Genomic DNA, 25,206 nt, shown 5'->3' with positions numbered 1-25,206 from the left:
GAGTATGCCGGACGCCTCCGACACCGCCGACCGCCGGTCTTGCGGGGGCTCAGTCCTTGTGGACCGTGCCGTCCGGGTCGAGACCGCGGAAGGAGAGAATGACGATCAGGATGCCGCCGCAGACGATGGCCGAGTCGGCGAGGTTGAACACGGCGAAGTGCTTCGGCGCGATGAAGTCGACGACCGCGCCCTCGAAGACGCCGGGCGCGCGGAAGATCCGGTCGGTGAGATTGCCGAGCGCCCCGCCGAGGAGCAGTCCTAGCGCGACCGCCCAGGGCGTGCTGTACAGCTTGCGCGCGAGGCGGGCGATCACAATGATCACGGTCGCGGCGATCGCCGTGAAGATGACGGTGAACGCCTCACCGATGCCGAAGGCCGCACCCGCGTTACGGATCGCCTCGAAGCGGAGCCAGTCGCCGATCACGTCGATCGGCGCGTGGTGCTCCAGTTTGGCGACGACGAGCATCTTGCTGCCGAGGTCGAGCGCGTACGCGAGGACGGCGACGGCGAAGAGCACGGCGATACGGCGCTTGCCGCGGGGCCGCTCCTCGCTCTCGCCTTTGTTCTCGTCCCGCTCATCGGCGCTCTCGTGCCGCTCGTCGGCGCTCTCGTCCCGCCCGTCGGCCGGGTCCGGCCCGGCTCCGGCGATGTCGGGGGTGTCCGGCGTACCGATGATGCGCTCCGCCTCTGCCACGTGAGTCCCTCAAGTTGGGTACCTGACTGAGGACGAGGGTACGGCACGGGTCCGCGGCCCCCGGCGCCTCACCACCCCTGTCAGGTGCCGCTGCTTGGGTACCCCCGATCTCTGGCCGGCGCGCCCGTTCAGTACCTGCGTTCCTGCTTCTGCTTGCACTCCACACAGAGGGTGGCGCGGGGGAACGCCTGCATGCGGGCCTTGCCGATCGGGTTGCCGCAGTTCTCGCAGATGCCGTAGGTACCGGCGTCGAGGCGTTCCAGCGCGCGTTCGCTCTGTTCGAGCATTTCGCGCGCGTTGGCTGCGAGGGCCATCTCATGTTCACGGGTGATGTTCTTGGTGCCCGTGTCGGCCTCGTCGTCGCCCGCGCCGTCACCGGAGTCCCGCATCAGGCCGGCGATCGACGCCTCGGACGACGCGATCTCGTCGCGCAGGCGCTGGGCCTCCGTGAGGAGCCCCGCGCGGGCCTCCTCGACCTCTTCCGGGGTCCAGGGGTCCTCGCCCGGTCGGACCGCGAGTTCGCCCGGCACGGTGGCGACGCGCGCCTTGGGCACGGGGGTGGGCTTCTTGGCCGCAGTGGCCGTGCCCCGGGTCTTCTTCGCAACCACCGTCGTGGCTCCCGTCATCTTCGCAGCCGATTTCTTACCAGACGCCTTCACACCGCCGGAGGCCCGACCTCCGGTCACCTTGAGACCTTCGCCACCAGCGGGAACAGCCTCCGTGCCGTCAGCGGGGACGGCAACGGATTTCTTCCCGCCGACCGCTTTCCTGCCACGGACGGCCTTTTTCGCGGGCACAGCTTCGCCGGACGCCGCTTTCTTGGACACGGCCTTCTTGGACGCCGCCGCCTTGGACGCCGCCGCCTTCTTGGCGGGCGCCTTCTTGGCGGCACCCCCACCACCGGCGGCCTTCCGAGCGGCGGCCTTCGCGGGAGCGACCGTCGGCGCCACGGCTTCCTCACTCTCGGCCACGACCCCGACCTCACTCTCAGCCACGGCCCCGACCTCCGCAGGCGGCCCGGCCCGCCCCGCACCCGCCTTCGTACCGGCCGACGGCCTCTTGCCGGTGGTCTTCCGACCAGTGGCGTTCCGACCAGCGGCCTTCCGACCAGTGGTCTCACGAGCGGCTGCCCCGGCCTTCGCCCCCGGCGCAGCCGCCTCACCGTGCGCGACGCTCTTCTTCGTGGCGGGCTTCTTCACGGCGGGCTTCTTCACGGCGGGCTTCTTCACGGCCGTGCCGCCGGCCGGCGCCGCCACCGGCCGGGTGGATCTGCTGGACGCCGAACGCTGTACGGCGGTCTTCTTCGCCACCATGGCCGCGGCCCCTTCACATATTGTGATCTTGCACGCGAATCGTGCTGGGACGATAAATCGACAACAGCGCGGCGGCAACGGGGCACGCCGCCCGATTCGCCCGCCCCACGGGTTGTGCCCCGCTCCCCGCCGGGTAATCCGCCCGGTAATCGAACGGGTCCCCGCACGGACGGCCGCGTGCCCGGATCCCGTACCGCATCTGTGGCCATTCGAGTCACACCGGTCGCACCGGTCACGCCGCAGCCCGCCCGGAAAACCGGAGCGCCGCGCACTCGCGGGCCCCGTACACTGGGCAGAGCGAAAAGCGTGGATGGGGACGAGTAGCGCCGTGAGCGGCCAGGAGCGACCCGGGGACGGTGAGAGCCCGGGGGCGAGCGCGACGTGAAGATCACCCCGGAGCCGCCGGAAGAAAGCCGCAGTCCCTGGCGAGTAGACCCGGATTCGCGACCCCAATGAGGGGGCTCCCCGGCGAGCGCGCCGGAGGGCCAAGGAGGGTGGTACCGCGGGAGCAGCGCCGCACGGCGACCGGCTCTCGTCCCTCCGACGGAAGGAAGCAGTCCGTTGGAGGAGCCGTCGATGACGCCGCCGCAGTACCGCCAGGTGCCCGCCCAGGTAGACCTGCCCGCCCTTGAGCATGCCGTGCTCGACTTCTGGCGCGAGAGCAAGATCTTCGCCAAGAGCCTGGAGCAGTCCGAGGGCCGCCCCGAATGGGTGTTCTACGAGGGCCCGCCCACGGCCAACGGCATGCCGGGCGCCCACCACATCGAGGCCCGCGTCTTCAAGGACGTCTTCCCGCGCTTCCGCACCATGCGCGGCCACCACGTAGGCCGCAAGGCCGGCTGGGACTGCCACGGCCTCCCGGTCGAGCTGGCCGTCGAGAAGGAACTGGGCTTCAACGGCAAGAAGGACATCGAGGCGTACGGCATCGCCGAGTTCAATGCCAGGTGCCGTGAGTCCGTGACCCGGCACACCGACGCCTTCACCGAGCTGACGACCCGCATGGGGTACTGGGTCGACCTCGACGACGCCTACCGCACGATGGACCCGGAGTACATCGACTCCGTGTGGTGGTCGCTGAAGGAGATCTTCAGCAAGGGCCTGCTGGTCCAGGACCACCGCGTCGCCCCCTGGTGTCCGCGCTGCGGCACGGGCCTGTCCGACCACGAGCTGGCACAGGGCTACGAGACGGTGATCGACCCGTCCGTCTTCGTCCGTTTCCCTCTCACCTCCGGTCCACTCGCGGGCGAGGCCGCCCTGCTGGTCTGGACGACCACGCCCTGGACCCTGGTGTCCAACACGGCGGTCGCCGCGCACCCCGACGTCACCTATGTCGTCGCTACCGACGGCACCGAGAAGCTGGTCGTCGCCCAGCCGCTGGTCGAGAAGGCGCTCGGCGAGGGCTGGGAGACCACGGGCGAGACCTTCACCGGCGCCGACATGGAGCGCTGGACCTATCAACGTCCGTTCGAGCTGATCGAGTTCCCGGCCCCGGCGCACTACGTGGTGAACGCGGAGTACGTGACGACGGAGGACGGCACCGGCCTCGTCCACCAGTCCCCCGCCTTCGGTGAGGACGACCTCAAGGTCTGCCGGGCGTACGGCCTGCCGGTGGTCAACCCGGTCCGCCCCGACGGCACCTTCGACGAGGACGTCCCCCTCGTAGGCGGCGTCTTCTTCAAGAAGGCCGACGAGGCCCTGACCAAGGACCTGCACGACCGGGGCCTGCTCTTCCGGCACGTGCCGTACGAGCACAGCTATCCGCACTGCTGGCGCTGCCACACGGCGCTGCTCTACTACGCACAGCCGTCGTGGTACATCCGCACGACCGCCGTCAAGGACCGCCTCCTCGAAGAGAACGAGAAGACGAACTGGTTCCCCGACTCCGTCAAGCACGGGCGGTACGGGGACTGGCTGAACAACAACATCGACTGGGCCCTGTCCCGCAACCGCTACTGGGGCACGCCGCTGCCCATCTGGCGCTGCGACGACGACCACCTCACGGTCGTGGGCTCCCGCGCGGAGCTGACCGAGCTGACCGGCACCGACCAGTCGGCCCTGGACCCGCACCGCCCGTTCATCGACGAGGTCACGTTCCCCTGCCCGCAGTGCGCGGCCACGGCGACCCGGGTCCCGGAGGTCATCGACGCCTGGTACGACTCGGGCTCGATGCCGTTCGCGCAGTGGGGCTACCCGTACAAGAACAAGGATCTGTTCGAGAGCCGCTATCCGGCGCAGTTCATCTCGGAGGCCATCGACCAGACCCGCGGCTGGTTCTACACGCTGATGGCGGTCGGCACCCTGGTGTTCGACAAGTCCAGTTACGAGAACGTGGTGTGCCTCGGCCACATCCTCGCCGAGGACGGCCGGAAGATGTCCAAGCACCTGGGCAACATCCTTCAGCCGATCCCGTTGATGGACCAGCACGGCGCGGACGCGGTCCGCTGGTTCATGGCGGCCGGCGGCTCCCCGTGGGCGGCCCGCCGCGTGGGCCACGGCACGATCCAGGAGGTCGTCCGCAAGACCCTCCTCACGTACTGGAACACGGTCGCCTTCCAGGCGCTCTACGCCCGCACGTCGGGCTGGGCACCGTCCGCCGCCGACCCGGCGCCCGCCGAGCGCCCCCTCCTGGACCGCTGGCTCCTGTCCGAGCTGCACGCCCTCACCGACCAGGTGACCCAGGCCCTTGAGGGGTACGACACCCAGCGCGCCGGCAAGCTCCTGTCGGGCTTCGTCGACGACCTGTCGAACTGGTACGTACGCCGGTCCCGGCGCCGGTTCTGGCAGGGCGACAAGGCGGCCCTGCGCACCCTGCACGAGGTCGTCGAGACGGTGACCCGGCTGATGGCGCCGCTCACCCCGTTCATCACCGAGCGGGTCTGGCAGGACCTGGTGGTGCCGGTGGTCCCGGACGCCCCCGAGTCGGTGCACCTGTCGTCGTGGCCGGAGGCGGACCTGTCCGCGATCGACCCCGAGCTGTCCCGGCACATGGTCCTCGTCCGGCGGCTGGTCGAGCTGGGCCGCGCGACCCGCGCCGAGTCGGGCGTCAAGACCCGCCAGCCGCTGTCCCGCGCGCTGGTCTCCGCTGCGGGCTTCGAGTCCCTGTCGCCGGAGCTGCACGCCCAGATCACCGAGGAGCTGAACGTGTCCTCACTGGCGTCGCTCTCCGAGGTGGGCGGCTCGCTGGTGGACACGACTGCGAAGGCGAACTTCCGGGCGCTCGGCAAGCGTTTCGGCAAGGGCGTCCAGGCGGTCGCGAAGGCCGTCGCCGATGCCGACGCCGCCGCGCTGTCGATCGCGCTGCGCGACGGCACCGCCTCCGTCGAGGTCGACGGCGAGACGGTGGTGCTGGCCCCGGACGAGGTGATCATCACGGAGACGCCGCGCGAGGGCTGGTCGGTGGCGTCGGACGCGGGTGCCACGGTCGCCCTCGACCTGGAGATCACGGAGGAGCTGCGCCGCGCGGGGCTCGCCCGTGACGCGATCCGGCTGATCCAGGAGGCCCGCAAGAACAGCGGCCTGGACGTCGCCGACCGCATCGCCCTGCGCTGGACGTCCACGGACCCGACGGTCATCACGGCCCTCGCGGACCACGCGTCCCTGATCGCGGACGAGGTCCTGTCCACGGACTTCGCCCAGGGAGAACCGGACGCCACATACGGCCCGCCCTTCACGGACGAACCCCTGTCCCTGACCTTCCACCTGCGCAAGGCGTAGCAACCCCCCACCCGCGCCCACCCACCCCCGAACCCGTTGTGGGCAGGCGTTCCGCACGGCGGAACGGGTGGGCACAACCCAGGGCGCCGGGCACGCAGAAATGAAAGTCCTGCCCAGCACCGTAAAAAGCAGTGGACCAACGCAAAAGGGCGGGGCCCCGGAAATCTCCGGGGCCCCGCCCTTTAGGCTGCCGACGCCTACGACCTACTGGCGCCGCTCAGTTGTCATCCTCGTCGATGAGGAATCCCCGCATCGGCGAAGGAGCCTGCTGCATCGGCTGCGGAGCCTGAGGCCGCACCGGCGCCATGGGCTGCGTCATCGCAGGCGACATCTGCTGCTGCCCACCGTACGAAGGCGCACCGGGCGGGTTGCCGCCCATGCCGCCGCCCATACCGCCACCCATGGACGGATTCCCGCCATAGGACGGCGCACTCGCACCGGCCGGCGCCATCGAGGGCGCGGGCGACGGCGGCAGAGAGGCCGCGGCAGGCGCCCGCGGCGGAGCCAGCGAGTCATCGGCCTGGGTCTCCAGCTGACGAAGCTGCGACTCCAGGTACGACTTCAGCCGGGTCCGGTACTCACGCTCGAAGCCCCGCAGATCCTCGACCTTGCGCTCCAGGGTCGCGCGGGCGGACTCCAGGGAGCCCATCGCGACGCGGTGCTTCTCCTGGGCGTCCCGCTCCAGGGCGTCGGCCTTGGAACGGGCGTCCCGCTCCAGACCCTCGGCACGGCTGCGCGCCTCGCCGACGATCTTGTTGGCCTCGGAACGGGCCTCCGCGATCGCCTGGTCGGCGGTCTGCTGCGCGAGGGAGAGCACCCGGGCGGCGCTGTCGCCACCGGGGCCGCCCTGACCGGGCTGCTGCTGCTGTTGCATCGGGTGACCCATGGGACCGCCCATCGGGCCGCCCATCTGCTGCCCCATCGGACCCTGACCCATGGGGCCCTGACCCATCGGACCGCCCTGACCCATCTGCTGGCCCATCGGACCGCCCTGACCCATGGGGCCCTGGCCCATCGGACCCGGGCCGTGGCCCTGCGGTCCGTGGCCGCCGGGGCCTGCGGGAAGCTGCGGAGCGCCACTCGGGAGCTGGGGCGGGCCGCCCATCTGATGCTGCTGCGGCGGGCCCCCCATCTGGTGCTGCTGGGGCGGTACCGGCTGCGGTCCGGATATGGCGGCGGGGACGGGAGCCCCGGGCCGGTCCTGCTGTTCTGGCGGCTTGCGCATACCGCCCTGTTGCTGGTTCTGGGCGGCGGCGCGCGTCGCGGCGGCCAGCTTCGCCCGCAGGTCCTCGTTCTCCCGGAGCAGGCGGGTCAGCTCCGCCTCCACCTCGTCGAGGAAGGCATCGACCTCGTCCTCGTCATAGCCTTCTCGGAGGCGGACGGTCGTGAACTGCTTGTTCCGCACGTCCTCGGGGGTCAATGGCATCTCTTCACCTCAACGTAGTCGTCGGCAATCGGCAAGACCGTATCGGGATACCCCTGGACACGAGGGACCCCATCATCGTTCACAGCCGGATCACCACGGAGATCAGGATGTAGACGATGATCATCAAGACGAAGAAGGACAGGTCGAGCGCCACGCCCCCGAGACGCAGCGGCGGGATGAACCGCCGCAGAAGCTTGAGCGGTGGATCAGTGACAGTGTAGGTGGCCTCCAGAATGACCACCATCGCCTTGCCGGGTTGCCATGAGCGGGCGAACTGGAACACATAGTCCATGACCAACCGGAAGATGAGCACGATGAGGAAACACATCAGCGCGATGTAGACCACATCCAAGAACACGCGCATCTCGTGCGTCCCTCTCCCCTGTTTCGCGTCTGCTGACCGGTACTGCGTCTCAGCTCTGGTTGAAGAACCCGCCCTCTGCGATGCGAGCCTTGTCCTCCGCCGTGACATCGACGTTAGCAGGCGACAACAGGAACACCTTCTGCGTCACCCGCTCGATGCTCCCATGGAGACCGAAGACGAGGCCGGCGGCAAAGTCGACAAGTCGCTTCGCATCCGTGTCGTCCATCTCCGTCAAATTCATGATCACCGGGGTGCCTTCGCGGAAGTGTTCCCCGATGGTACGGGCCTCGTTGTAGGTCCGTGGGTGAAGCGTGGTGATCCGGTAGGGCTCCCGCTCGGACACGACCTTGGGCATGATCACCGGTGCGTTCTTCTCCAGGCTCTGACGTTCAGGTGTGATGGATGCCACGGGGGCGATTCGCGCCGGACGCCCTGATTCCGAGGGCAGCGCGGTGGCGCGGGGAACTGGATCACGCGGGGCGGGCGGCTGCACCACTCGTACCGATTCGTCCCGTTGGGGCTGATGGGACTGGTGGGACTGGTGGGGCGGTTCGTGCCGCCGGCGGTCCCGTTCGGGCTCCGGATCCAGCTCGGGTTCGAAGTCGTCGTCGGGGTCGAAACCCCGGCCGTCGTACCCATCGTCCTCCACGAGGCCGAGGTAGACCGCCATCTTGCGCATCGCGCCGGCCATGCTCTGAGTCCTCCGCTCTGTGGTGGATCGGCGTGGTGGATCGGCTGACGCCAACCAAGCTTCCGCGATCCACGAGGCCCGCCCCGCCGATCAGCGGGAATGACCATATTTTCTGCTGTGGTCCGACTTCTTGGCGACGTTACCCGAGCCCGGGGCGGACTCCGAGTACCGCAGTGCCGACGCGCACATGTGTCGCTCCCGCCGCCACGGCCTGTTCGAGGTCCGCACTCATCCCTGCTGACACCATGTTCGCAGCAGGATGGTCCGCGCGCAGGGCAGTCGACAAATCCATCAACCGCTCGAACGCAGCCTGTTGCCGACCGGCGTACGGACCCGTGAGCGGCGCGACCGTCATCAGCCCGCCGAGCCGCAGCCCGTCGGCCCCGGCGACGAGCCCTGCCAACTCCCCGATCCCTTCGGGTCCGACGCCGCCGCGCTCGCCGCGTCCGCTCTCCCCGGCGTCCAGCGCCACCTGGAGGAGACAGGTGATCTCCCGCTCGGCGCGTACCGCTTCCCTGGAGAGCGCGGTGACGAGCCGGGCCCGGTCGATGGACTGCACGAACCGGGCATAACCCGCCACGGAACGCACCTTGTTGGTCTGCAACTGACCGACGAAATGCCACATGAGGGGCAGATCGGCGCAGGCGGCGGCCTTGGGGGCGGCATCCTGGTCACGGTTCTCGGCGACATGACGTACACCGAGTTCCGACAAGATCCGCACATCGCTCGCGGGGTACGTCTTGGTGACCACGACGAGGGTCACTTCTTCACGATCGCGTCCCGCCGCGGAGCAGGCCGCGGCGATCCGGTCCTCCACTTTCGCCAGATTCCGGGCGAGTTGTTGCCTACGGTCCGTCATGCCCCATCAGTCCAGCCAGACATAGCCCGCGAGGCGGCCGGTGGTCCGGTCGCGGCGGTACGAGAAGTGGTCGTGCGACTCCCGCGTGCAGACCGGCGAACGCTCCCGGTCGCGCACCCCCAGCCGCTCCAGTTGCGCGTGCACCCCGGCGGCGACATCCACGGCGGGGGTGCCCCAACTCGTCTCGGCGTACGCCGCGGGCTCCACGGCGGCGACCTCGGCGCGCATCGCGTCCGGCACCTCGTAACACCCGCCGCAGACGGCGGGTCCGGTGCGGGCGACGATCCGTGCGGGGTCGGCGCCCAGGGACTTCATCGCGTCGACGGCGGCGGGCACGATCCCGGCGACCATGCCGGGCCGTCCCGCGTGGGCGGCGGCGACGACTCCGGCGACCGGATCGGCGAGCAGGACCGGGACGCAGTCGGCGGTGAGCACGGCGAGGGCGAGTCCGCGCCGGGCGGTCACCAGTCCGTCGACCTCGGGGGTGAGCCGCGTGGTCCACGGCCCCTCGACCTCGGCGACCTCGTTGCCGTGCACCTGGTTCATCCAGACCACGCGCCCCGGTTCGAGCCCGAAGGCCCGTGCGGCGCGCTCCCGGTTGGTCCGTACGGCGTCCGGGTCGTCGCCGACCGCTCCGCCGAGGTTCAGCTCCTCGTACGGAACGGCGCTCACCCCGCCCCACCTGTCGGTGAAGGCGAAGTGCGCGCCGCTCTCGGAGGTCACTGCCGCATGCCGGGCTATCACTTGAGGAAGTCCGGCACATCCAGCTCTTCGGCGGCGCTGTCCTGGAAGCGCGCGGGCGGAACCTGCGGCGAGGAGTGCGGGCCGGAGGGCAGTTCGCTCGCCGAAGAGGTCTCGGCGGGCTCGGACTTCACGGGCTCGTCGCGGGTGACGCTGCCGAGTCCGCCGAAGGACGGACGGGCCTCGGTGCGGCTCGGGGTCGGCTCGTCGCGCTTGGCGGACGCGGACCCGAGGACGGTGTCCCGCTTGGCCGGCGGCTGGCCGCCGTCGAATCCGGCGGCGATGACGGTGACCCGGACCTCGTCGCCGAGCGCGTCGTCGATGACGGCGCCGAAGATGATGTTGGCCTCGGGGTGCGCGGCCTCGCTGACCAGTTGGGCGGCCTCGTTGATCTCGAAGAGACCGAGGTCCGAACCGCCGGAGATGGAGAGGAGCACGCCGCGGGCGCCGTCGATCGACGCTTCGAGCAGCGGCGAGGAGATCGCCATCTCGGCGGCGGCCACCGCGCGGTCGTCGCCGCGTGCCGAGCCGATGCCCATGAGCGCCGAACCCGCCTCGGACATCACGGACTTGACGTCGGCGAAGTCGAGGTTGATGAGGCCGGGTGTGGTGATGAGGTCGGTGATGCCCTGGACGCCGGAGAGCAGTACCTGGTCCGCGGACTTGAACGCGTCGAGGACACTGACCTGGCGGTCCGAGATGGACAGCAGCCGGTCGTTGGGGATGACGATGAGGGTGTCGACCTCTTCGCGGAGTTCCGCGATGCCGTCCTCCGCCTGGTTGGCGCGGCGGCGGCCCTCGAAGGTGAAGGGCCGGGTGACCACGCCGATGGTGAGGGCGCCGAGGGAGCGGGCGATGTTGGCCACGACGGGGGCGCCGCCGGTGCCGGTGCCGCCGCCCTCTCCGGCGGTGACGAAGACCATGTCGGCCCCCTTGAGGACCTCCTCGATCTCCTCGCGGTGGTCCTCGGCGGCCTTGCGGCCGACGGCCGGGTTGGCGCCGGCCCCGAGGCCGCGGGTGAGTTCACGGCCCACGTCGAGCTTGACGTCGGCGTCGCTCATCAACAGGGCTTGCGCGTCGGTGTTGATGGCGATGAACTCGACGCCCTTGAGACCGACCTCGATCATCCTGTTGATGGCATTGACACCACCGCCGCCGACACCGATGACCTTGATGACTGCGAGGTAGTTCTGCGGTGCTGCCACGTCGAGAGCCTCTCGCCTCGATTACGTGTCGTCGCTCGCTCTGTCGCGGTGCGACGACTTGATGCCGAATGGGACGGTCCGAACGCCGACCCGAACCCTAACGCTGAAGTTTAGGGTTACCAGTGTGTCCGTTGCTGCGTTTCTTCTCACGCTTCCGAACAGGACACTAAGTCGACAAGTGGCGCACGTTCAACGAACACGCCGAACCTCCCGTTTTTCTTTTCACCCTATGTGATCAGCCGTTGCGCTGCCCAGCCAGGGGGTTGGCCTGCGCAGATGTGCGTCAACTCCCCGATGACGCAGGGGCGGTGGGAACGCTCACGTCGAAGTGCCTGGCCTTCGGAGCGGCTTTCATGAGTGCGGTGAGGGTGGCCCTCTTCGCCTCACCCTTCTCGCTGCTTCCCCAGTCGATGGTGCGTCCTCCGTTCAACTCCAGGGAGAGGGAGTCGTATGAACGGACTTTGATGTTCAGGGTGTCGCGGGCGACCCCGGCCGGAAGGTCACCGGCGACGCGCACGGCGGCGAGCACCAGACGGTCGGTCCCGAATCGGCGCAGACTCGGCGATCCACCGGCCGCCAATTCCAGTGTCGGCACCCCCTTGGGCGGTTCGGATACGGTCGCGAACCGTACCCCGTCGGCGTCCACTTCGATGAACTTTCCGCCCTTTTCGACAATCAGCACCGGAACCCGCTCGACCACTTTCAGTCCGATTCCCTGAGGCCAGGAACGGACGACATCAACCGAGTCAATTCGGGGCAATTTCTGCCGAAGTCGTTCTTCAATGAGACCGGTGTCGACGGAAATCAAAGGCGAGCCGACCGGTACGGCAGCCGCCGTACGGACCTCGTCGGCCGTCAGGACGCGGGCGCCCGACACGGTCACCCGGTCCACGCGCAGCCACTGCGAGCCGTAGAGGAGCCAGGCGCCGCCCCCGGCGAGCAGGGCCGTGCCGGCGAGCAGGACGAGCAGCGCGCGCCCGCGCGGCAGCCGGGGGCGGGGAGGCCGCAGGCGCCGCAGCAGCGGGCGCCGGGGCGGCCCGGGTGGGCCGGACTTCGACTGCTGCCGTGTGCCGCGCTCGGCGGTCGTCGGTCCGGCCACGCTCCCTGCCTTCTGTCACACGCGCTGGTGTGACGCGCCCTGGGTCACGCCCTGGCGCGTGACGCGATCGCTTCGTAGACCATGCCGACCAGGAGGTCGTCGGCGTCCCGGCGGCCGAACTCCGACGCCGCGCGGGACATCTCGTACAGCCGGTGCGGATCGGCCAGCACCGGCAGGACGTTGCCCTGCAACCACTGCGGCGTCAGCTCGGCGTCGTCGACGAGCAGTCCGCCGCCCGCCTTCACCACCGGCTGGGCGTTCAGCCGCTGTTCGCCGTTGCCGATGGGCAGCGGGACATACGCGGCCGGCAGCCCGACGGCGGAGAGTTCGGCGACGGTCATCGCGCCCGCACGGCAGAGCATCATGTCCGCCGCGGCGTACGCGAGGTCCATCCGGTCCACGTACGGTACCGGGACATAGGGTGGCATCCCGGGCATGTTGTCGATGTGCGGCAGTTCGTTCTTCGGTCCGACCGCGTGCAGGATCTGGATTCCGGCCTGCTGGAGGTAGGGCGCGGCCTGCTGGACGACCTCGTTGAGGCGCCGCGCGCCCTGCGAGCCGCCCGAGACCAGCAGCGTCGGCAGGTGCGGGTCGAGCCCGAAGGCGGCGCGGGCCTCGGGGCGTACGGCGGCCCGGTCGAGGGTGGCGATCGAGCGGCGCAGCGGGATGCCGATGTAGCGGGCGCCGCGGAGCTTGCTGTCCGGGGTCGAGACGGCGACCTGGGCCGCGTACCGGGAGCCGATCTTGTTGGCGAGGCCGGGGCGCGCGTTCGCCTCGTGGATCACGATCGGTACGCCGAGCCGCTTGGCCGCGAGATAGCCGGGCAGCGCGACATAGCCGCCGAAGCCGACGACCGCGTCGGCCTTGGTGCGCTCCATGATCTGCTCGGCCGCCTTGATCGTGCCGCGCAGCCGCCCCGGCACGGTGATCAGCTCAGGGGTCGGTTTGCGGGGCAGCGGGACGGCGGGGATCAGCGCGAGTTCGTAGCCCCGCTCGGGAACGAGCCGGGTTTCGAGGCCGCGTTCCGTGCCGAGGGCCGTGATACCCACGGTGGGGTCCTGCCTGCGCAGGGCGTCCGCGAGGGCGAGCGCGGGCTCGATGTGGCCGGCGGTCCCCCCACCGGCGAGTACGACATGCACCGAAATTCACCGCTCTCCGGACGAACGCGTACTGACGCGCCGTCTCATCGTGTTCCATCTGCGAGGTCCCCGCTCCGTCCGGGACCCTCTCACCGCGGCCCGCTTTCTGGCAAAGGCGGACTGCCTCATCGCGAGCGCCGCCCGCGCGGCGGGTTCGTCGCGCGCGAAGGCGATCAGCAACCCGACGGCGAACATGGTCGGCAGCAGGGCGGATCCCCCGTACGAGAACAGCGGGAGCGGGACTCCGGCGATCGGCAGCAGGCCGAGCACCGCACCGATGTTGATCACGGCCTGGGCCGTGATCCAGGTGGTCACGCCACCCGCGGCGTACCTCACGAAGGGGTCCTCCGTGCGTCCGGCCACGCGGATACCCGCATAGCCTAGAGCCGCGAAGAGGGCGAGCACCGACAGCGTCCCCGCGAGACCCAGTTCCTCCCCGGTGATGGCGAAGATGAAGTCCGTGTGCGCTTCCGGCAGTTGACCCCATTTTTCCACACTCGCACCGAGCCCGGAACCAAAGAATCCGCCGGACGCCAGGGCGTAGATCCCGTGGACGGCCTGCCAGCACGAATCGCCGGGTCCCGGCTCGGTCGCGCCGAGGCAGGCGAGCCGGGACATCCGGTTCGCGCTGGTCTTGATGAGGATGACGCCGATCAGCGCGGCGACCGAGAGGACCCCCGCGAACAGCCGGGTCGGCGCGCCCGCGAGCCAGAGCAGCCCGAAGAGGATCGCCGTGAGAATGATCGCGGTGCCCATGTCGCCGCCGAGCATGATCAGCCCGAGCAGCAGGAACGCCATCGGCACGAGCGGCACCAGCATGTGCTTCCACTGCGCCAGCAAGCGCTTGTCCTGCTTGCGGGCGAGGAGATCCGCGCCCCACACGACGAGGGCCAGCTTGCCGAACTCGCTCGGCTGGAGCTGGAAGGGCCCCACGAGCGCGATCCAGTTCTGGTTGCCGCCCCGGGTCATCCCTATCCCGGGCACCTGCACCAGGACCATCAGGAACACGGACCCGGCGAGCATCGGGTACGCCAGCGCGCGGTGCAGCTTCACCGGCATCCGGGAGGCGAGCAGCAGCAGGGCGGCGCCGAGCACGGCGGCCACGAACTGCTTGCGGAAGAAGTAGGAGGCGGGCAGCGAGAGCTGGAGCGCCTTGATCATCGAGGCCGAGTAGACCATCACCAGACCGAGCACGATGATCAGCAGAGCGCTGCCGAGGATCAGGTAGTACGCGGTCAGCGGCCGGTCCCAGGCCCGTTTGACCTGCCCCCGCAGCCGGCGCAGCGGATTGTCGCGCCGCTGCCGGGGCACCCGTACGGCGGGCCGCCCGACGGTCCGGGCGGAGGACCGCCCACTAGCGCCGACCACGGCCACCTCGCCGGTACGGCGCCCTGCCACCGGCGGACAGCCGCCCACGGAATCCTGGCCACATCGCGGTCACCGCGTCCCTCCCGGAGGGCTCAGGCGTCGGCGGCGCCCAGCGCACGAACCGCGTCCGCGAAAGCCTCACCGCGCCGGTTGTAGTTGGTGAACATGTCCATCGAGGCGCACGCCGGAGCCATCAGCACCGTATCGCCCGGCCGCGCAAGCCGCCGCGCGGCCCGGACCGCCTCGGACATCGCCCCAGTGTCGGTCCGGTCGAGGTCGACCACCGGGACCTCGGGCGCGTGTCGCGCGAGCGCTTCACGGATGAGGGCACGGTCGGCGCCGATCAGCACCGCGCCGCGCAGCCGCTTCGCCGACTTGGCCACCAACTCGTCGAAGGTGGCGCCCTTGGCGAGCCCGCCGGCGATCCACACGATCGACTCGTAGGCGGCGAGGGACGCCTCGGCGGCATGGGTGTTGGTGGCCTTGGAGTCGTCGATGTAGGCGACCTGGTCGACATCGGCGACGTGTTCGATCCGGTGCGCGTCGGGGCGGAAGGCCCGCAGTCCGTCCCGTACGGCGGTGGCGGGCACCCCGAAGGCGCGGGCGAGCGCGGCGGCGGCGAGGGCGTTGGCGATGTTGTGCGGCGCGGGCGGGCGGACGTCCGCGACCTCCGCGAGTTCCTGCGCCTGCCGCTGCCGGTCCGCGACGAACGCGCGGTCGACCAGGATGCCGTCCACGACGCCGAGTTGGGACGGTCCCGGCGCCGCGAGGGTGAAGCCGATCGCCCGGCAGCCCTCCTCGACGTCGGCGGCGCGCACCAGGTCCTCGGTGGCCTTGTCGGCGGCGTTGTACACGCAGGCGACCTGGTTGCCGTGGTAGATACGGCCCTTGTCGGCGGCGTACGCCTCCATCGAGCCGTGCCAGTCGAGGTGGTCGGGGGCGAGGTTGAGTACCGCGGCGGAGTGGGCGCGCGGGGACGGCGCCCAGTGCAGTTGGTAGCTGGAGAGTTCGACGGCGAGCACGTCGTACGTCTCGTCGCCGGTGACCACGTCGATGATCGGCGTCCCGATGTTGCCGACGGCGGCGGTACGCAGTCCGGCGGCGGTCAGGATCGACGCGAGCATCTGGGTGGTCGTGGTCTTGCCGTTGGTGCCCGTGATGGCGAGCCAGGGCGCCGCGTCGGGGCCGCGCAGCCGCCAGGCGATCTCCACGTCCCCGACGACGTCGACGCCCGCGCCGGCCGCCGCCGCGAACAGCGGTGAGGAGGGCTTCCAGCCGGGTGAGGTGACCACCAGATCGGTGCCGTCGGGCAGGGTGTCCGCGTCCCCGAGGCGTACCGCGATGCCGTCCGCCGCCAGGGCGTCGGCCCGTTCCCGGTGGGCCGGTGAGGAGCCGCCGTCCACGACGGTGACCGATGCGCCGAGGCCGGCCAGGGCGCGGGCGGCGCTGATGCCGCTCACCCCCAGACCGGCGACGGTGAGGTGCCGCCCCGCGAACTCCGACGGTCCCCCCGGGGACGAGTGCGTCACTTGTCGGCCGCCCACCCTGCGTAGAAGAGGCCGAGTCCGACGATCACGCACATGCCCTGGATGATCCAGAAGCGGACGACGACCAGGACTTCGGACCAGCCTTTGAGTTCGAAGTGATGTTGCAGCGGGGCCATACGGAAGACCCGCTTGCCGGTGAGCCGGAAGGAGCCGACCTGGATGACCACCGACATGGTGATGAGGACGAACAGGCCGCCGAGGAGCGCGAGCAGCAGTTCGGTGCGGGAGCAGATCGCGAGACCGGCGAGCGCGCCGCCGAGCGCCAGCGAACCGGTGTCGCCCATGAAGATCTTCGCCGGCGAGGTGTTCCACCACAGGAAGCCGAAGCAGGCACCCATCAGGGCGGAGGCGACGACGGCGAGGTCGAGCGGATCGCGTACCTCGAAGCAGGCGGCCGGGTTGGTCAGGGTCGCCGCGTTGGCGCAGGACTCCTGGAACTGCCAGACACCGATGAAGGTGTAGGCGCCGAACACCATCACGGACGCGCCGGTCGCCAGACCGTCCAGACCGTCCGTCAGATTCACGCCGTTGGACATCGCGAGAATCATGAACAGCGCCCAGACCACGAAGAGTACGGGTCCGATGTGCCAGCCGAAGTCCGTGATGAAGGACAGCTTGGTGGACGCGGGGGTGTTGCCGCGGTTGTCCGCGAACTGGAGCGCGAGGACCGCGAAGGAGATGCCGACGATCAGCTGTCCGGCCATCTTCGCCTTGGCCCGCAGACCGAGCGACCGGCGCTTGACGATCTTGATGTAGTCGTCGAGGAAGCCGACCAGACCCATGCCGGTCATCAGCCCGAGGACCAGCAGGCCGGAGAAGGTGGGCGGTGCGCCCGTGATCACCTTGCTCATGAAGTACGCGATGATCGTCGCCAGGATGAAGGCGATACCACCCATCGTCGGCGTACCGCGCTTGGCGTGGTGCTCACGCGGGCCGTCGTCGCGGATGTACTGGCCGTACCCCTTGCTGGCAAGGAGTTTGATCAACAGCGGGGTGCCCACGAGAGTCAGGAAGAGGCCGATGACTCCCGAGAACAGGATCTGCTTCATCATCGGGCGGCAACCTCACCCTCGCCGGTCGCGTCCGCGTCGAGCAGCGCCATGGCAACCCGCTCCAGACCGATCGACCTGGATGCCTTCACGAGAACGACGTCCCCCGGGCGCAGCTCGCTGCGCAACAGGTCGATCGCCGCCTGTGCGTCGGACACGTGCACCGACTCCTCACCCCACGAACCCTCGTTATAGGCGCCCATGCGCAACCAGGCCGCTTCCCTGCCCCCGACTGCCACGAGCTTGCTCACGTTGAGCCGGACGGCGAGCCGTCCGACCGCGTCGTGTTCGGCGAGCGCCTCGTCGCCCAGCTCGGCCATCGGGCCGAGCACCGCCCACGTACGTCCCCCTCGTTCCCGTGCGCCGCCCATCGCGACCAGCGCGCGCAGAGCGGCCCTCATGGACTCGGGGTTCGCGTTGTAGGCGTCATTGACCACGGTGACGCCGTCCCGGCGCTCGGTGACCTCCATCCGCCAGCGGGAGAGGGTGTCCGCCTCGGAGAGCGCGAGAGCGATCTCCGAGGCGGACATGCCCAGCTCATGGGCGACGGCGGCTGCTGCGAGCGCGTTCGACACGTGGTGCTCACCGTACAGGCGCAAGGTCACGTCGGCGTACCCGGAGGGTGTGTGAAGGCTGAAGGCCGGCTGTCCGGTGCCCGTGAGCCGGACGTTCTCCGCACGTACGTCCGCTTCGCCGGATTCCCCGAACAGGACGACACGTGCCTTGGTGCGGGTGGCCATCGCGCGGACGAGCGGATCGTCCGCGTTGAGGATCGCGACACCGCCGTTCTCGCCCTGCGGGGGAAGGGATTCGACGAGTTCGCCCTTGGCCTCGGCGATCTGCTCCCGGCCGCCGAACTCGCCGATGTGCGCGGTCCCGACATTCAGGACGAGGCCGATGCGTGGCGGGGTCAGTCCGGTGAGGTAGCGGATGTGGCCGATGCCGCGCGCGCCCATCTCCAGGACGAGGTAACGGGTTTCGTCGGTGGCGCTCAGCGCGGTCAGCGGCAGCCCGATCTCGTTGTTGAACGAGCCGGGTGTGAAGACCGTGGGCGCCCGGCGCCGCAGCACTTGTGCGATGAGGTCCTTGGTACTGGTCTTGCCCGCGGAGCCCGTGAGCGCGACGAGGGTCGCGCCGAGGCGCTCCACGACGGCCCGTGCGAGGGCGCCGAGCGCGGTCTGCACATCGTCGACGACGATTGCGGGGACGCCGACGGGCCGCGCGGCGAGGACCGCGACGGCGCCCGCCGCGACCACGTCGGCCGCGAAGTCGTGGCCGTCCACGCGCTCGCCCGCGAGGGCGACGAAGAGGCTGCCGGGTACCACTTCACGGGAGTCCCGCACGACCGGCCCGGTGACGCGCACCGACGGATCCGGTATGTCGTGGGTCTGCCCGCCGACGACTGTGGCGATCTCGGCGAGAGAGAGGGCGATCACAAGTTCATCCCTGGGTCTTCTGGATTGCTGCGCGCAGCACCTGGCGGTCGTCGAAGGGACGGACCACCCCGGCGATGTCCTGGCCCTGTTCATGGCCCTTGCCGGCGACGAGCACGGTGTCGCCCGGCTCGGCGCGGGCGACGGCGGCGGCGATGGCGGCGGCCCGGTCCTCGAACACCTGGACCTCGCCGCGTTCGTGTGCGGGTACCCCCGCGGCGCCCGCGAGCATCGCGGCGAGGATCGCGAGGGGGTCTTCGGAGCGGGGGTTGTCGGAGGTCAGTACGGCGGTGTCGGCGAGCCGGGCGGCGGCTGCGCCCATCGGTCCGCGCTTGGTGATGTCCCGGTCGCCGCCGCAGCCGAGCACGATGTGCAGTCTGCCCTCGGTGACCTTGCGCAGCGCCCGCAGGACCGATTCGACGGCGTCCGTCTTGTGGGCGTAGTCGACGACGGCGAGGTAGGGCTGGCCCGCGTCGACGCGCTCCAGGCGGCCGGGGACGCCGGGGACCGCGGCGACGCCGTCGGCGACGGTCTGCGGGTCGAGTCCGGCGGTGGCGAGGGTGACGATCGCGGCGAGGGTGTTGGCGACGTTGAAGGGGCCTGGCAGGGGCGCCCTGGCGGTGATCCGTTCGCCCCGGGGGCCGAGGACGGTGAAGGTGGAGCCGAGCGGCCCGACCTCGACGCCGTCGGCGCGCCAGTCGGCGTCCGGGTGGCCTTCGGCGGAGAAGGTGGTGACCGGGACGGACGCCTCCTTGACCAGCCTGCGGCCGTACTCGTCGTCGTAGTTGACGACGCCCTGTTTGCTGCGTTTCGGCGTGAACAACTGCGCCTTGGCCCGGAAGTAGTCCTCCATGTCGGAGTGGAACTCCATGTGTTCCGGGCTGAGGTTGGTGAAGACGGCGAGGTCGAAGACGCAGCCGTCGACGCGGCCGAGCACCAACGCGTGGCTGGAGACCTCCATGGCGACGGACCGTACGTCCCGCTCGCGCATGACGGCGAACAGCGCCTGGAGGTCGGTGGCTTCGGGCGTGGTCCGCTCGGACTTGACGCTCTCGTCGCCGATCCGGGTCTCGACGGTGCCGATGAGCCCGGAGACACCGCCCGCCGCCGCGTCCAGGCCGCCCTGGACGAGGTACGCGGTCGTGGTCTTGCCGGAGGTTCCGGTGATGCCGATCTGGAGGAGCCCGTCACCGGGGTGGCCGTAGACCGTCGCGGCCAGCTCGCCCATCCGGCCGCGCGGGTCGTCCACGACGAGGACCGGCAGTCCGGTGGCGCCCGCGCGGGCGGCGCCCGCCGGGTCGGTGAGGACGGCGGTGGCGCCGAGGTCGGCGGCCTGCGCGGCGAAGTCGGCGCCGTGTACGCGGGCGCCGGGCAGGGCGGCGTAGAGGTCGCCGGGGCGTACCGCCCGTGAGTCGTGGGTGACGCCGGTGACCTGGCCCGATCCGGGGGCGGCGATGCCCAGCTGATCGGCGAGTTCCACGAGCGGTGTCGCGGAGACGTGAACCGGTCGTGGCGGTCCCGGGTAGGTCACGGAAGCGCCCTTCTGGGTGGTTTGGGAGTGATCAGCGTGTGGCACGGCGGTGAGCGTACCGGGCGCGGCGGCCCGGGAGCGAAGTGAGGGGCGTGGCGCGGGGTGGCCGTCGGGCGGGTTCCCCGAGCCGGGAGTGATCATGGTCACGGGCGGTTCCTGAGCGGTTCCTGTGGGTCCTCGGTGGTCACAGCGTGTAGGCGGTCACGGGGTACAGGTGGTCACGGGGTGTAGGTGACGGGGAGCCGGGCGGGCTGGGTGCCGGTGGGCGGCACCTGGAGGGTCTTCAGGGCGAACTCCATGACCTGCTTGTAGATGGGTCCGCAGATCTGACCGCCGAAGTAGCTGCCCTTGGTGGCGTTCTGGATCGCGCAGTAGACGGTGATACGGGGGTTGTCGGCGGGGGCGAACCCGGCGAACGACGAGGTGTAGCCGCGGTACTTGCCGGTGGCCGGATCGACGCGGTTGGCGGTGCCGGTCTTGCCCGCGACCCGGTAGCCGGGGATGCGGGCCTTGACGCCGGTGCCCTCCTCGTCGTCGACCACCGACTCCAGCATCCGGGCCAGGGTCTTGGCGGTCTCCGCGCTGACCACCCGGTTCTTCTCGGGCTCGGGCGCGGGGGTGAAGCGGCCGTCGGGGCCCTTCGTCCCGCGCACCAGGGTGGGTTCGACGCGGACGCCGCCGTTGGCGATGGTGGAGTAGACGGACGCCGCCTGCATCGCGTTGATCGACACGCCTTGGCCGAAAGGGATCGTGTACTGCTGCGAGGTCGACCACTTGTCGGGGGGCGCGAGGATGCCGGGGGTCTCGCCGGGGAAGCCGAGCCCGGTGGGGCTGCCGATGCCGAACTTGCGCAGATACGAGTAGAGGACGCGGTTGGCCTCGGGCTGGGTCTTGCCGAGCTGTCCGGTGGCGAGGATCGTGCCGATGTTGCTGGACTTGGCGAGGACGCCGTTGAGCGTGAGGTACCAGGTCGGGTGGTCGATGTCGTCCTGGAACAGCCGGTCGCCGCGGTGCAGCCGGTTGGGCACCGTGACCCGGGTCGCGGGCGTCGCCGCCTTCTCCTCCAGGACGGCGGCCATCGACATGACCTTGGCGGTGGAGCCGGGTTCGTAGGCGTCCTGGAGCGCCGCGTTGCCGAGCGAGCCGGCTCCGGCGCGGGACAGGTCGTTGGGGTCGAAGCCGGGCGCGCCGGCCATCGCCAGGACCTCGCCGGTACGGGTGTCCTGCACTATCACGTACCCGCGGTCCGCCTTGGACTCCTTGACCTGCTCCGCGATGGCGTTCTGCGCGGCCCACTGGATGTCCCGGTCGATCGTCAGCTCGACCTCGGAGCCGGGCACGGCGGGCGTCTCGGTACTGCCCGCGGTGGGCACCTGACGGCCGCCGGACTGCGCGTAGGTGATCTCGCCGGCCTTGCCTGCGAGGTCCTTCTCCCACTGCTGTTCGACCCCGCCGCCGCCCTTGCCGTCGGCGTTGACCCAGCCCAGTATCCCGGCGGCGAGGTCCCCGTTCGGATAGACGCGTTTGCTGCTGGGGTCCTGGAAGACGCCGGCGAGGACGTTCGGCGCGGTCTTGTCGCTGCGGGCCTTGTCGGCGAGCGTGCTCTTCAGGTCCTTGATCTGCTTCCAGACCTGCGGGGTCTGGCGGCGGGCGAGCATCACGTACCGCGTCTTGGGCGTCCTGAGCTTCTTGGCCACGTCGCCGGGGTCCTGGCCGAGGATCGGCGCGAGCAGCGCGGCGGCCTGCTCGGGCGCGTCCTCGGTCTTGGTCTCCTCGCGCGTGAACATCGTCGGGTCGGCGGTGATGTCGTACGCGTCGACGCTGGTGGCGAGGGCGACACCGTTGCGGTCGGTGATGCCGCCGCGCTCGGCGGCCAGGACATGGGTGAGATAGCGGTTCTTCTCGGCCTTGCCCGCGTAGGCGTTCGCGTCGACGGCCTGCACCTGGAGCAGCCGTACCACGAAGACCATCAGGACCAGGGTGAGGCCGAGGCTGATCATGCGCAGGCGGGGCCGGGGGCTGCCCAGTCGCAGGGTGCCGGGCTGTGAGGGCGCGGCCGGGCGGGGGCGGCGCGGGGGCCGGGCGCCGGGTCCGGGGCGGCGGGCGGCGGGGCGGCCGGCTCGGTCGCGTCCGGGGCGTTCCGAACGGTCGGGCCTGGCGGGTCCTGGCACCCGGCGACGTGGCGGTTCCCTGTCGGTCACGGCGTCACCTGCCGGAGGTCGTCGGGGCGGGGGCGGAGGCGGGCGGCGCCGCGGGGGCGGGGGTGCCGGAGCCCGGTGGGGGTGCGGCGGGCGCAGCGGGTGCGGGGGATGCGGCGGGCGGGGAGCCGCCGGGGGTGCCGCTCGGCCCGGGTGCCGGGGGTTCCGGCGACGGGGACGGGGCGGGCGGCGGTCCGAGCGGCGCCGCGGGCTCGCCGAGCGTGGAGGGCGAGGCGGCGCCCGGCACGCCGCGTACCTTCCCGTCGGGGCCCAGGAAGACGGGGTCGCCGCCGGGGACCATGCCCAGCTCACGGGCGCGGCGCTCCAGCGCGTCGGGCGCGGCATAGGCGTCCACGTCGCGCTGGAGCGCCTGTTCCTCGTCGGTGAGTTCGGTCGTCTCCCGCTTGAGCGCGCTCAGCTGGAACGACCCTTCGTTCAGTGAGGAGTTGAGCATCAGCAGCGTGATGAGACCGCCGCCGAGCAGCAGCACCACGAGCAGCACGAAGGGGGTACGGGCGGCCTGGCTGGGCCCGGCGGGCAGCAGCCGCGCCAGCCGCGCGGCCCGGCCCCGCAGCCGCGGCTTCCCGCTCATCCCGGCTCCTCCTCGCGGATCCGTTCGGCGCCGCGCAGCCGCGCGGGGGCGGCCCTGCGGTTCGCGGCGACCTCTTCCTCGGTGGGCAGTTCGGCGCCGCGGGTCAGCAGCCGGAGGCGTGGCTGGTAGCGCTCGGGCACGACGGGCAGCCCCGGCGGCGCGGTGGTGGCGGCGCCCGCCGCGAACACCTGCTTGACGAGCCGGTCCTCCAGCGAGTGGTACGAGAGCACGGCGATCCGGCCGCCGACGGCAAGCGCCCCGACGGCGGCGGGTACGGCCCGTTCCAGGACGGAGAGTTCGCCGTTGACCTCGATGCGCAGCGCCTGGAAGGTGCGCTTGGCCGGGTTGCCGCCGGTGCGCTTGGCGGCCTGCGGCAGGGCGTCCCTGATCAGGTCGACGAGCCGGCCGCTGGTGGAGAACGGTTCCTTCTCACGGTCCCGCACGATCGCGCTGACGATCCGCTTGGCCTGCTTCTCCTCGCCGTACTGGCGCAGGATCCGCACCAGCTCGCCGGGCGGATAGGTGTTGAGGACCTCGGCAGCGCTGATCCCGGTGCTCTGGTCCATGCGCATGTCGAGGGGGGCGTCCTGGGCGTACGCGAAGCCGCGCTCGGCCTCGTCGAGCTGCATGGAGGAGACGCCGAGGTCGAACAGGACGCCCTGGACCTTGGGGGTGCCGAGCCGGTCGAGTACGTCGGGCAGCTCGTCGTAGACGGCGTGCACGAGGGTGGCCCGGTCGCCGAAGGGGGCGAGGCGTTCACCGGAGAGCCGCAGGGCCTCCTTGTCGCGGTCGAGTGCGACGAGACGGGCCTCGGGGAAGGCGGTGAGCAGGGCCTCGCTGTGGCCGCCGAGCCCGAGGGTGCAGTCCACGACGGTCGGCGGCGCGCCGCCGGCGGCGCGGTGGTCGAGTGCGGGGGCCAACAGGTCCAGGCACCGTCGCAGCATCACCGGGACATGTCGGGTCTGGCTCAAGGCGCCCTCTCAGGTCCGGCGCGGCGCACGCACCGCCGGGTCCCCGCCCGCTCGTGAAGGGGATGGCCGACCGGCGCCGGGAATGGCGTCAGCCGACCGGGAGCGGGAGGAGGCCGAGCCGTACGTACGCGACCGCGCGCGCGGGGAGATCGCCAGATCTCCGGGAACAACAGTCCAGCGGGGAGCGTGTCCGGCCTCCCACTTCGCGTCACTTTAGTCCACGGTGTCGCACGGTCAATCAACCGGCGTGCGCGGCGCGGCTTCCCTTCGTCCGAAGCCGTAAACCCGGCGCGGCCACCCGTACGGGTGAGTCCCTGCCCTCCTTGTGGGTTACCTCACAACAAGGCTCATTGACCTTCTTTGTCCACTCTCGCCCCCTGCCCGGACCGCCTCTGACCACTACCGTCGTACCCATGACGACTTCTGCATCCCTCCCCGCAGGCACCGAAGGCGCCATACGAACCGGTGGCACGGTCACGGACCGTCTCGTCGATGCGAATCAGCGCTACGCCTCCGCCTTCTCCGATCCCGGCATGGACGCCCGTCCTGTCCTCCACGTCGCCGTGGTGGCCTGTATGGACGCCCGGCTCGACCTGCACGACGCGCTCGGCCTGGAGCTGGGCGACTGTCACACCATCCGCAACGCGGGCGGTGTCGTCACCGACGACGTGATCCGCTCCCTCACCATCAGCCAGCGCGCGCTGGGCACCCGCAGCGTGGTGCTGATCCACCACACGGGCTGCGGCCTGGAGAGCCTGACCGAGGAGTTCCGCCACGATCTGGAGATGGAGGTCGGCCAGCGCCCCGCGTGGGCCGTCGAGGCGTTCCGCGACGTCGACCAGGACGTACGGCAGTCGATGCAGCGGGTACGGACCAATCCGTTCCTGGTGCACACCGACGACGTCCGGGGTTTTGTCTTCGACGTGAAGACGGGACTGCTGCGCGAGATCGACCCGGCGTGAACCTGGCGTGTGCGGCAGCCGCGAACCTTTGAGAATCCTCTGAGAACCGTCTGAACAAGCCCTCACGCGTGCGGACCGCCTACCCTGAGATCACCGGAGCGATCAACAGAGCGAGCGTTCAACGGAACGCCGGGAAGCTGGACATATCACCGCCAGTTGTCCACAGCGAGTGACACGAACCGGTAACGGCAACAAGAATGCGGAGGGGACGGCACGCTGAACGATTCGCGCGTGGTGTCCGTTGTTTCGGGGTGGGCCGGTCCGCATCGCAGCGCACCGGCCCGGAAGTTGGGGTATCCCCCGCTCCTGA

General features: G+C 70.6%; 20 protein-coding genes. 2 read left to right on the top strand and 18 right to left on the bottom strand.

Features of this window, described 5'->3' with window-relative positions:
- Positions 1-49 precede the first annotated feature (49 nt).
- Positions 50-694: a signal peptidase II gene (gene lspA / locus ACIQNU_RS06560; protein WP_401361550.1), complete on the bottom strand. Its 645-nt coding sequence runs from the start codon at positions 692-694 to the stop codon at positions 50-52.
- A 128-nt stretch (positions 695-822) separates the two neighbouring features.
- Positions 823-2,007, bottom strand: a complete 1,185-nt coding sequence (locus tag ACIQNU_RS06555; protein ID WP_401361548.1) for a TraR/DksA family transcriptional regulator — start codon at positions 2,005-2,007, stop codon at positions 823-825.
- Positions 2,008-2,583: 576 nt separating this feature from the next.
- Between ACIQNU_RS06555 and ileS the strand changes: the two genes are divergently transcribed.
- The gene (ileS, locus tag ACIQNU_RS06550) at positions 2,584-5,721 is read left to right on the top strand and encodes an isoleucine--tRNA ligase (protein ID WP_401361546.1); all 3,138 of its coding nucleotides are present in this window, start codon (positions 2,584-2,586) and stop codon (positions 5,719-5,721) included.
- A 217-nt stretch (positions 5,722-5,938) separates the two neighbouring features.
- Here the strand turns inward: ileS and ACIQNU_RS06545 are convergent, their stop codons facing one another.
- From ACIQNU_RS06545 to rsmH, 16 genes are all read right to left on the bottom strand, one after another.
- Positions 5,939-7,147: a DivIVA domain-containing protein gene (locus tag ACIQNU_RS06545; RefSeq protein ID WP_401361544.1), complete on the bottom strand. Its 1,209-nt coding sequence runs from the start codon at positions 7,145-7,147 to the stop codon at positions 5,939-5,941.
- A 79-nt stretch (positions 7,148-7,226) separates the two neighbouring features.
- Positions 7,227-7,511, bottom strand: a complete 285-nt coding sequence (locus ACIQNU_RS06540; RefSeq protein WP_389891689.1) for a YggT family protein — start codon at positions 7,509-7,511, stop codon at positions 7,227-7,229.
- Positions 7,512-7,560: 49 nt separating this feature from the next.
- Entirely contained in the window at positions 7,561-8,202 is a 642-nt protein-coding gene (locus ACIQNU_RS06535; protein WP_401361542.1) for a cell division protein SepF, read from the bottom strand.
- Positions 8,203-8,341: 139 nt separating this feature from the next.
- Positions 8,342-9,061, bottom strand: a complete 720-nt coding sequence (locus ACIQNU_RS06530; protein ID WP_401361540.1) for a YggS family pyridoxal phosphate-dependent enzyme — start codon at positions 9,059-9,061, stop codon at positions 8,342-8,344.
- 6 nt (positions 9,062-9,067) lie between these two features.
- Positions 9,068-9,784: a peptidoglycan editing factor PgeF gene (gene pgeF, locus ACIQNU_RS06525; RefSeq protein WP_401361538.1), complete on the bottom strand. Its 717-nt coding sequence runs from the start codon at positions 9,782-9,784 to the stop codon at positions 9,068-9,070.
- Positions 9,785-9,801: 17 nt separating this feature from the next.
- Positions 9,802-11,007 (bottom strand): cell division protein FtsZ, encoded by a 1,206-nt coding sequence (gene ftsZ / locus ACIQNU_RS06520; protein WP_401361536.1) that lies wholly within the window; start codon positions 11,005-11,007, stop codon positions 9,802-9,804.
- 283 nt (positions 11,008-11,290) lie between these two features.
- The gene (locus tag ACIQNU_RS06515) at positions 11,291-12,106 is read right to left on the bottom strand and encodes a cell division protein FtsQ/DivIB (protein ID WP_401361534.1); all 816 of its coding nucleotides are present in this window, start codon (positions 12,104-12,106) and stop codon (positions 11,291-11,293) included.
- A 44-nt stretch (positions 12,107-12,150) separates the two neighbouring features.
- Positions 12,151-13,245, bottom strand: a complete 1,095-nt coding sequence (gene murG, locus ACIQNU_RS06510; RefSeq protein ID WP_401361532.1) for an undecaprenyldiphospho-muramoylpentapeptide beta-N-acetylglucosaminyltransferase — start codon at positions 13,243-13,245, stop codon at positions 12,151-12,153.
- Between the two features lie 6 nt (positions 13,246-13,251).
- The gene (gene ftsW / locus ACIQNU_RS06505; protein WP_401361530.1) at positions 13,252-14,643 is read right to left on the bottom strand and encodes a putative lipid II flippase FtsW; all 1,392 of its coding nucleotides are present in this window, start codon (positions 14,641-14,643) and stop codon (positions 13,252-13,254) included.
- A 62-nt stretch (positions 14,644-14,705) separates the two neighbouring features.
- Entirely contained in the window at positions 14,706-16,142 is a 1,437-nt protein-coding gene (murD, locus tag ACIQNU_RS06500; RefSeq protein ID WP_401361528.1) for a UDP-N-acetylmuramoyl-L-alanine--D-glutamate ligase, read from the bottom strand.
- Positions 16,139-17,212, bottom strand: coding sequence for a phospho-N-acetylmuramoyl-pentapeptide-transferase (gene mraY / locus ACIQNU_RS06495; RefSeq protein WP_401361526.1), 1,074 nt, complete (start codon positions 17,210-17,212; stop codon positions 16,139-16,141). Before mraY ends, murD begins: the two co-directional genes overlap by 4 nt.
- On the bottom strand, positions 17,209-18,645 hold the full coding sequence (gene murF, locus ACIQNU_RS06490) for a UDP-N-acetylmuramoyl-tripeptide--D-alanyl-D-alanine ligase (protein ID WP_401361524.1): 1,437 nt from the start codon (positions 18,643-18,645) through the stop codon (positions 17,209-17,211). The genes mraY and murF overlap by 4 nt, the downstream gene beginning before the upstream one ends.
- 4 nt (positions 18,646-18,649) lie before the next feature.
- Positions 18,650-20,320 (bottom strand): UDP-N-acetylmuramoyl-L-alanyl-D-glutamate--2,6-diaminopimelate ligase, encoded by a 1,671-nt coding sequence (locus tag ACIQNU_RS06485; protein WP_401361522.1) that lies wholly within the window; start codon positions 20,318-20,320, stop codon positions 18,650-18,652.
- A 71-nt stretch (positions 20,321-20,391) separates the two neighbouring features.
- Positions 20,392-22,374 (bottom strand): peptidoglycan D,D-transpeptidase FtsI family protein, encoded by a 1,983-nt coding sequence (locus ACIQNU_RS06480; protein WP_401361520.1) that lies wholly within the window; start codon positions 22,372-22,374, stop codon positions 20,392-20,394.
- Positions 22,375-22,378: 4 nt separating this feature from the next.
- Positions 22,379-22,963 carry a septum formation initiator family protein gene (locus ACIQNU_RS06475; RefSeq protein WP_401361518.1) on the bottom strand — a complete coding sequence of 195 codons (585 nt, stop codon included), beginning with the start codon at positions 22,961-22,963 and terminating at the stop codon, positions 22,379-22,381.
- Positions 22,960-23,934, bottom strand: coding sequence for a 16S rRNA (cytosine(1402)-N(4))-methyltransferase RsmH (gene rsmH, locus ACIQNU_RS06470; RefSeq protein ID WP_401361516.1), 975 nt, complete (start codon positions 23,932-23,934; stop codon positions 22,960-22,962). Before rsmH ends, ACIQNU_RS06475 begins: the two co-directional genes overlap by 4 nt.
- A gap of 413 nt (positions 23,935-24,347) precedes the next feature.
- On the opposite strand from rsmH, the gene ACIQNU_RS06465 reads away from it, so the two are divergent.
- On the top strand, positions 24,348-24,896 hold the full coding sequence (locus tag ACIQNU_RS06465; protein WP_401361514.1) for a beta-class carbonic anhydrase: 549 nt from the start codon (positions 24,348-24,350) through the stop codon (positions 24,894-24,896).
- Positions 24,897-25,206: the final 310 nt, after the last annotated feature.

Origin of the sequence: Streptomyces sp. NPDC091292 (assembly GCF_044757265.1) — a bacterium.
GTDB lineage: Bacteria > Actinomycetota > Actinomycetes > Streptomycetales > Streptomycetaceae > Streptomyces.
The sequence above is the reverse complement of the archived record's forward strand: the minus strand, read 5'-3'. Positions and strand labels throughout refer to the sequence as shown.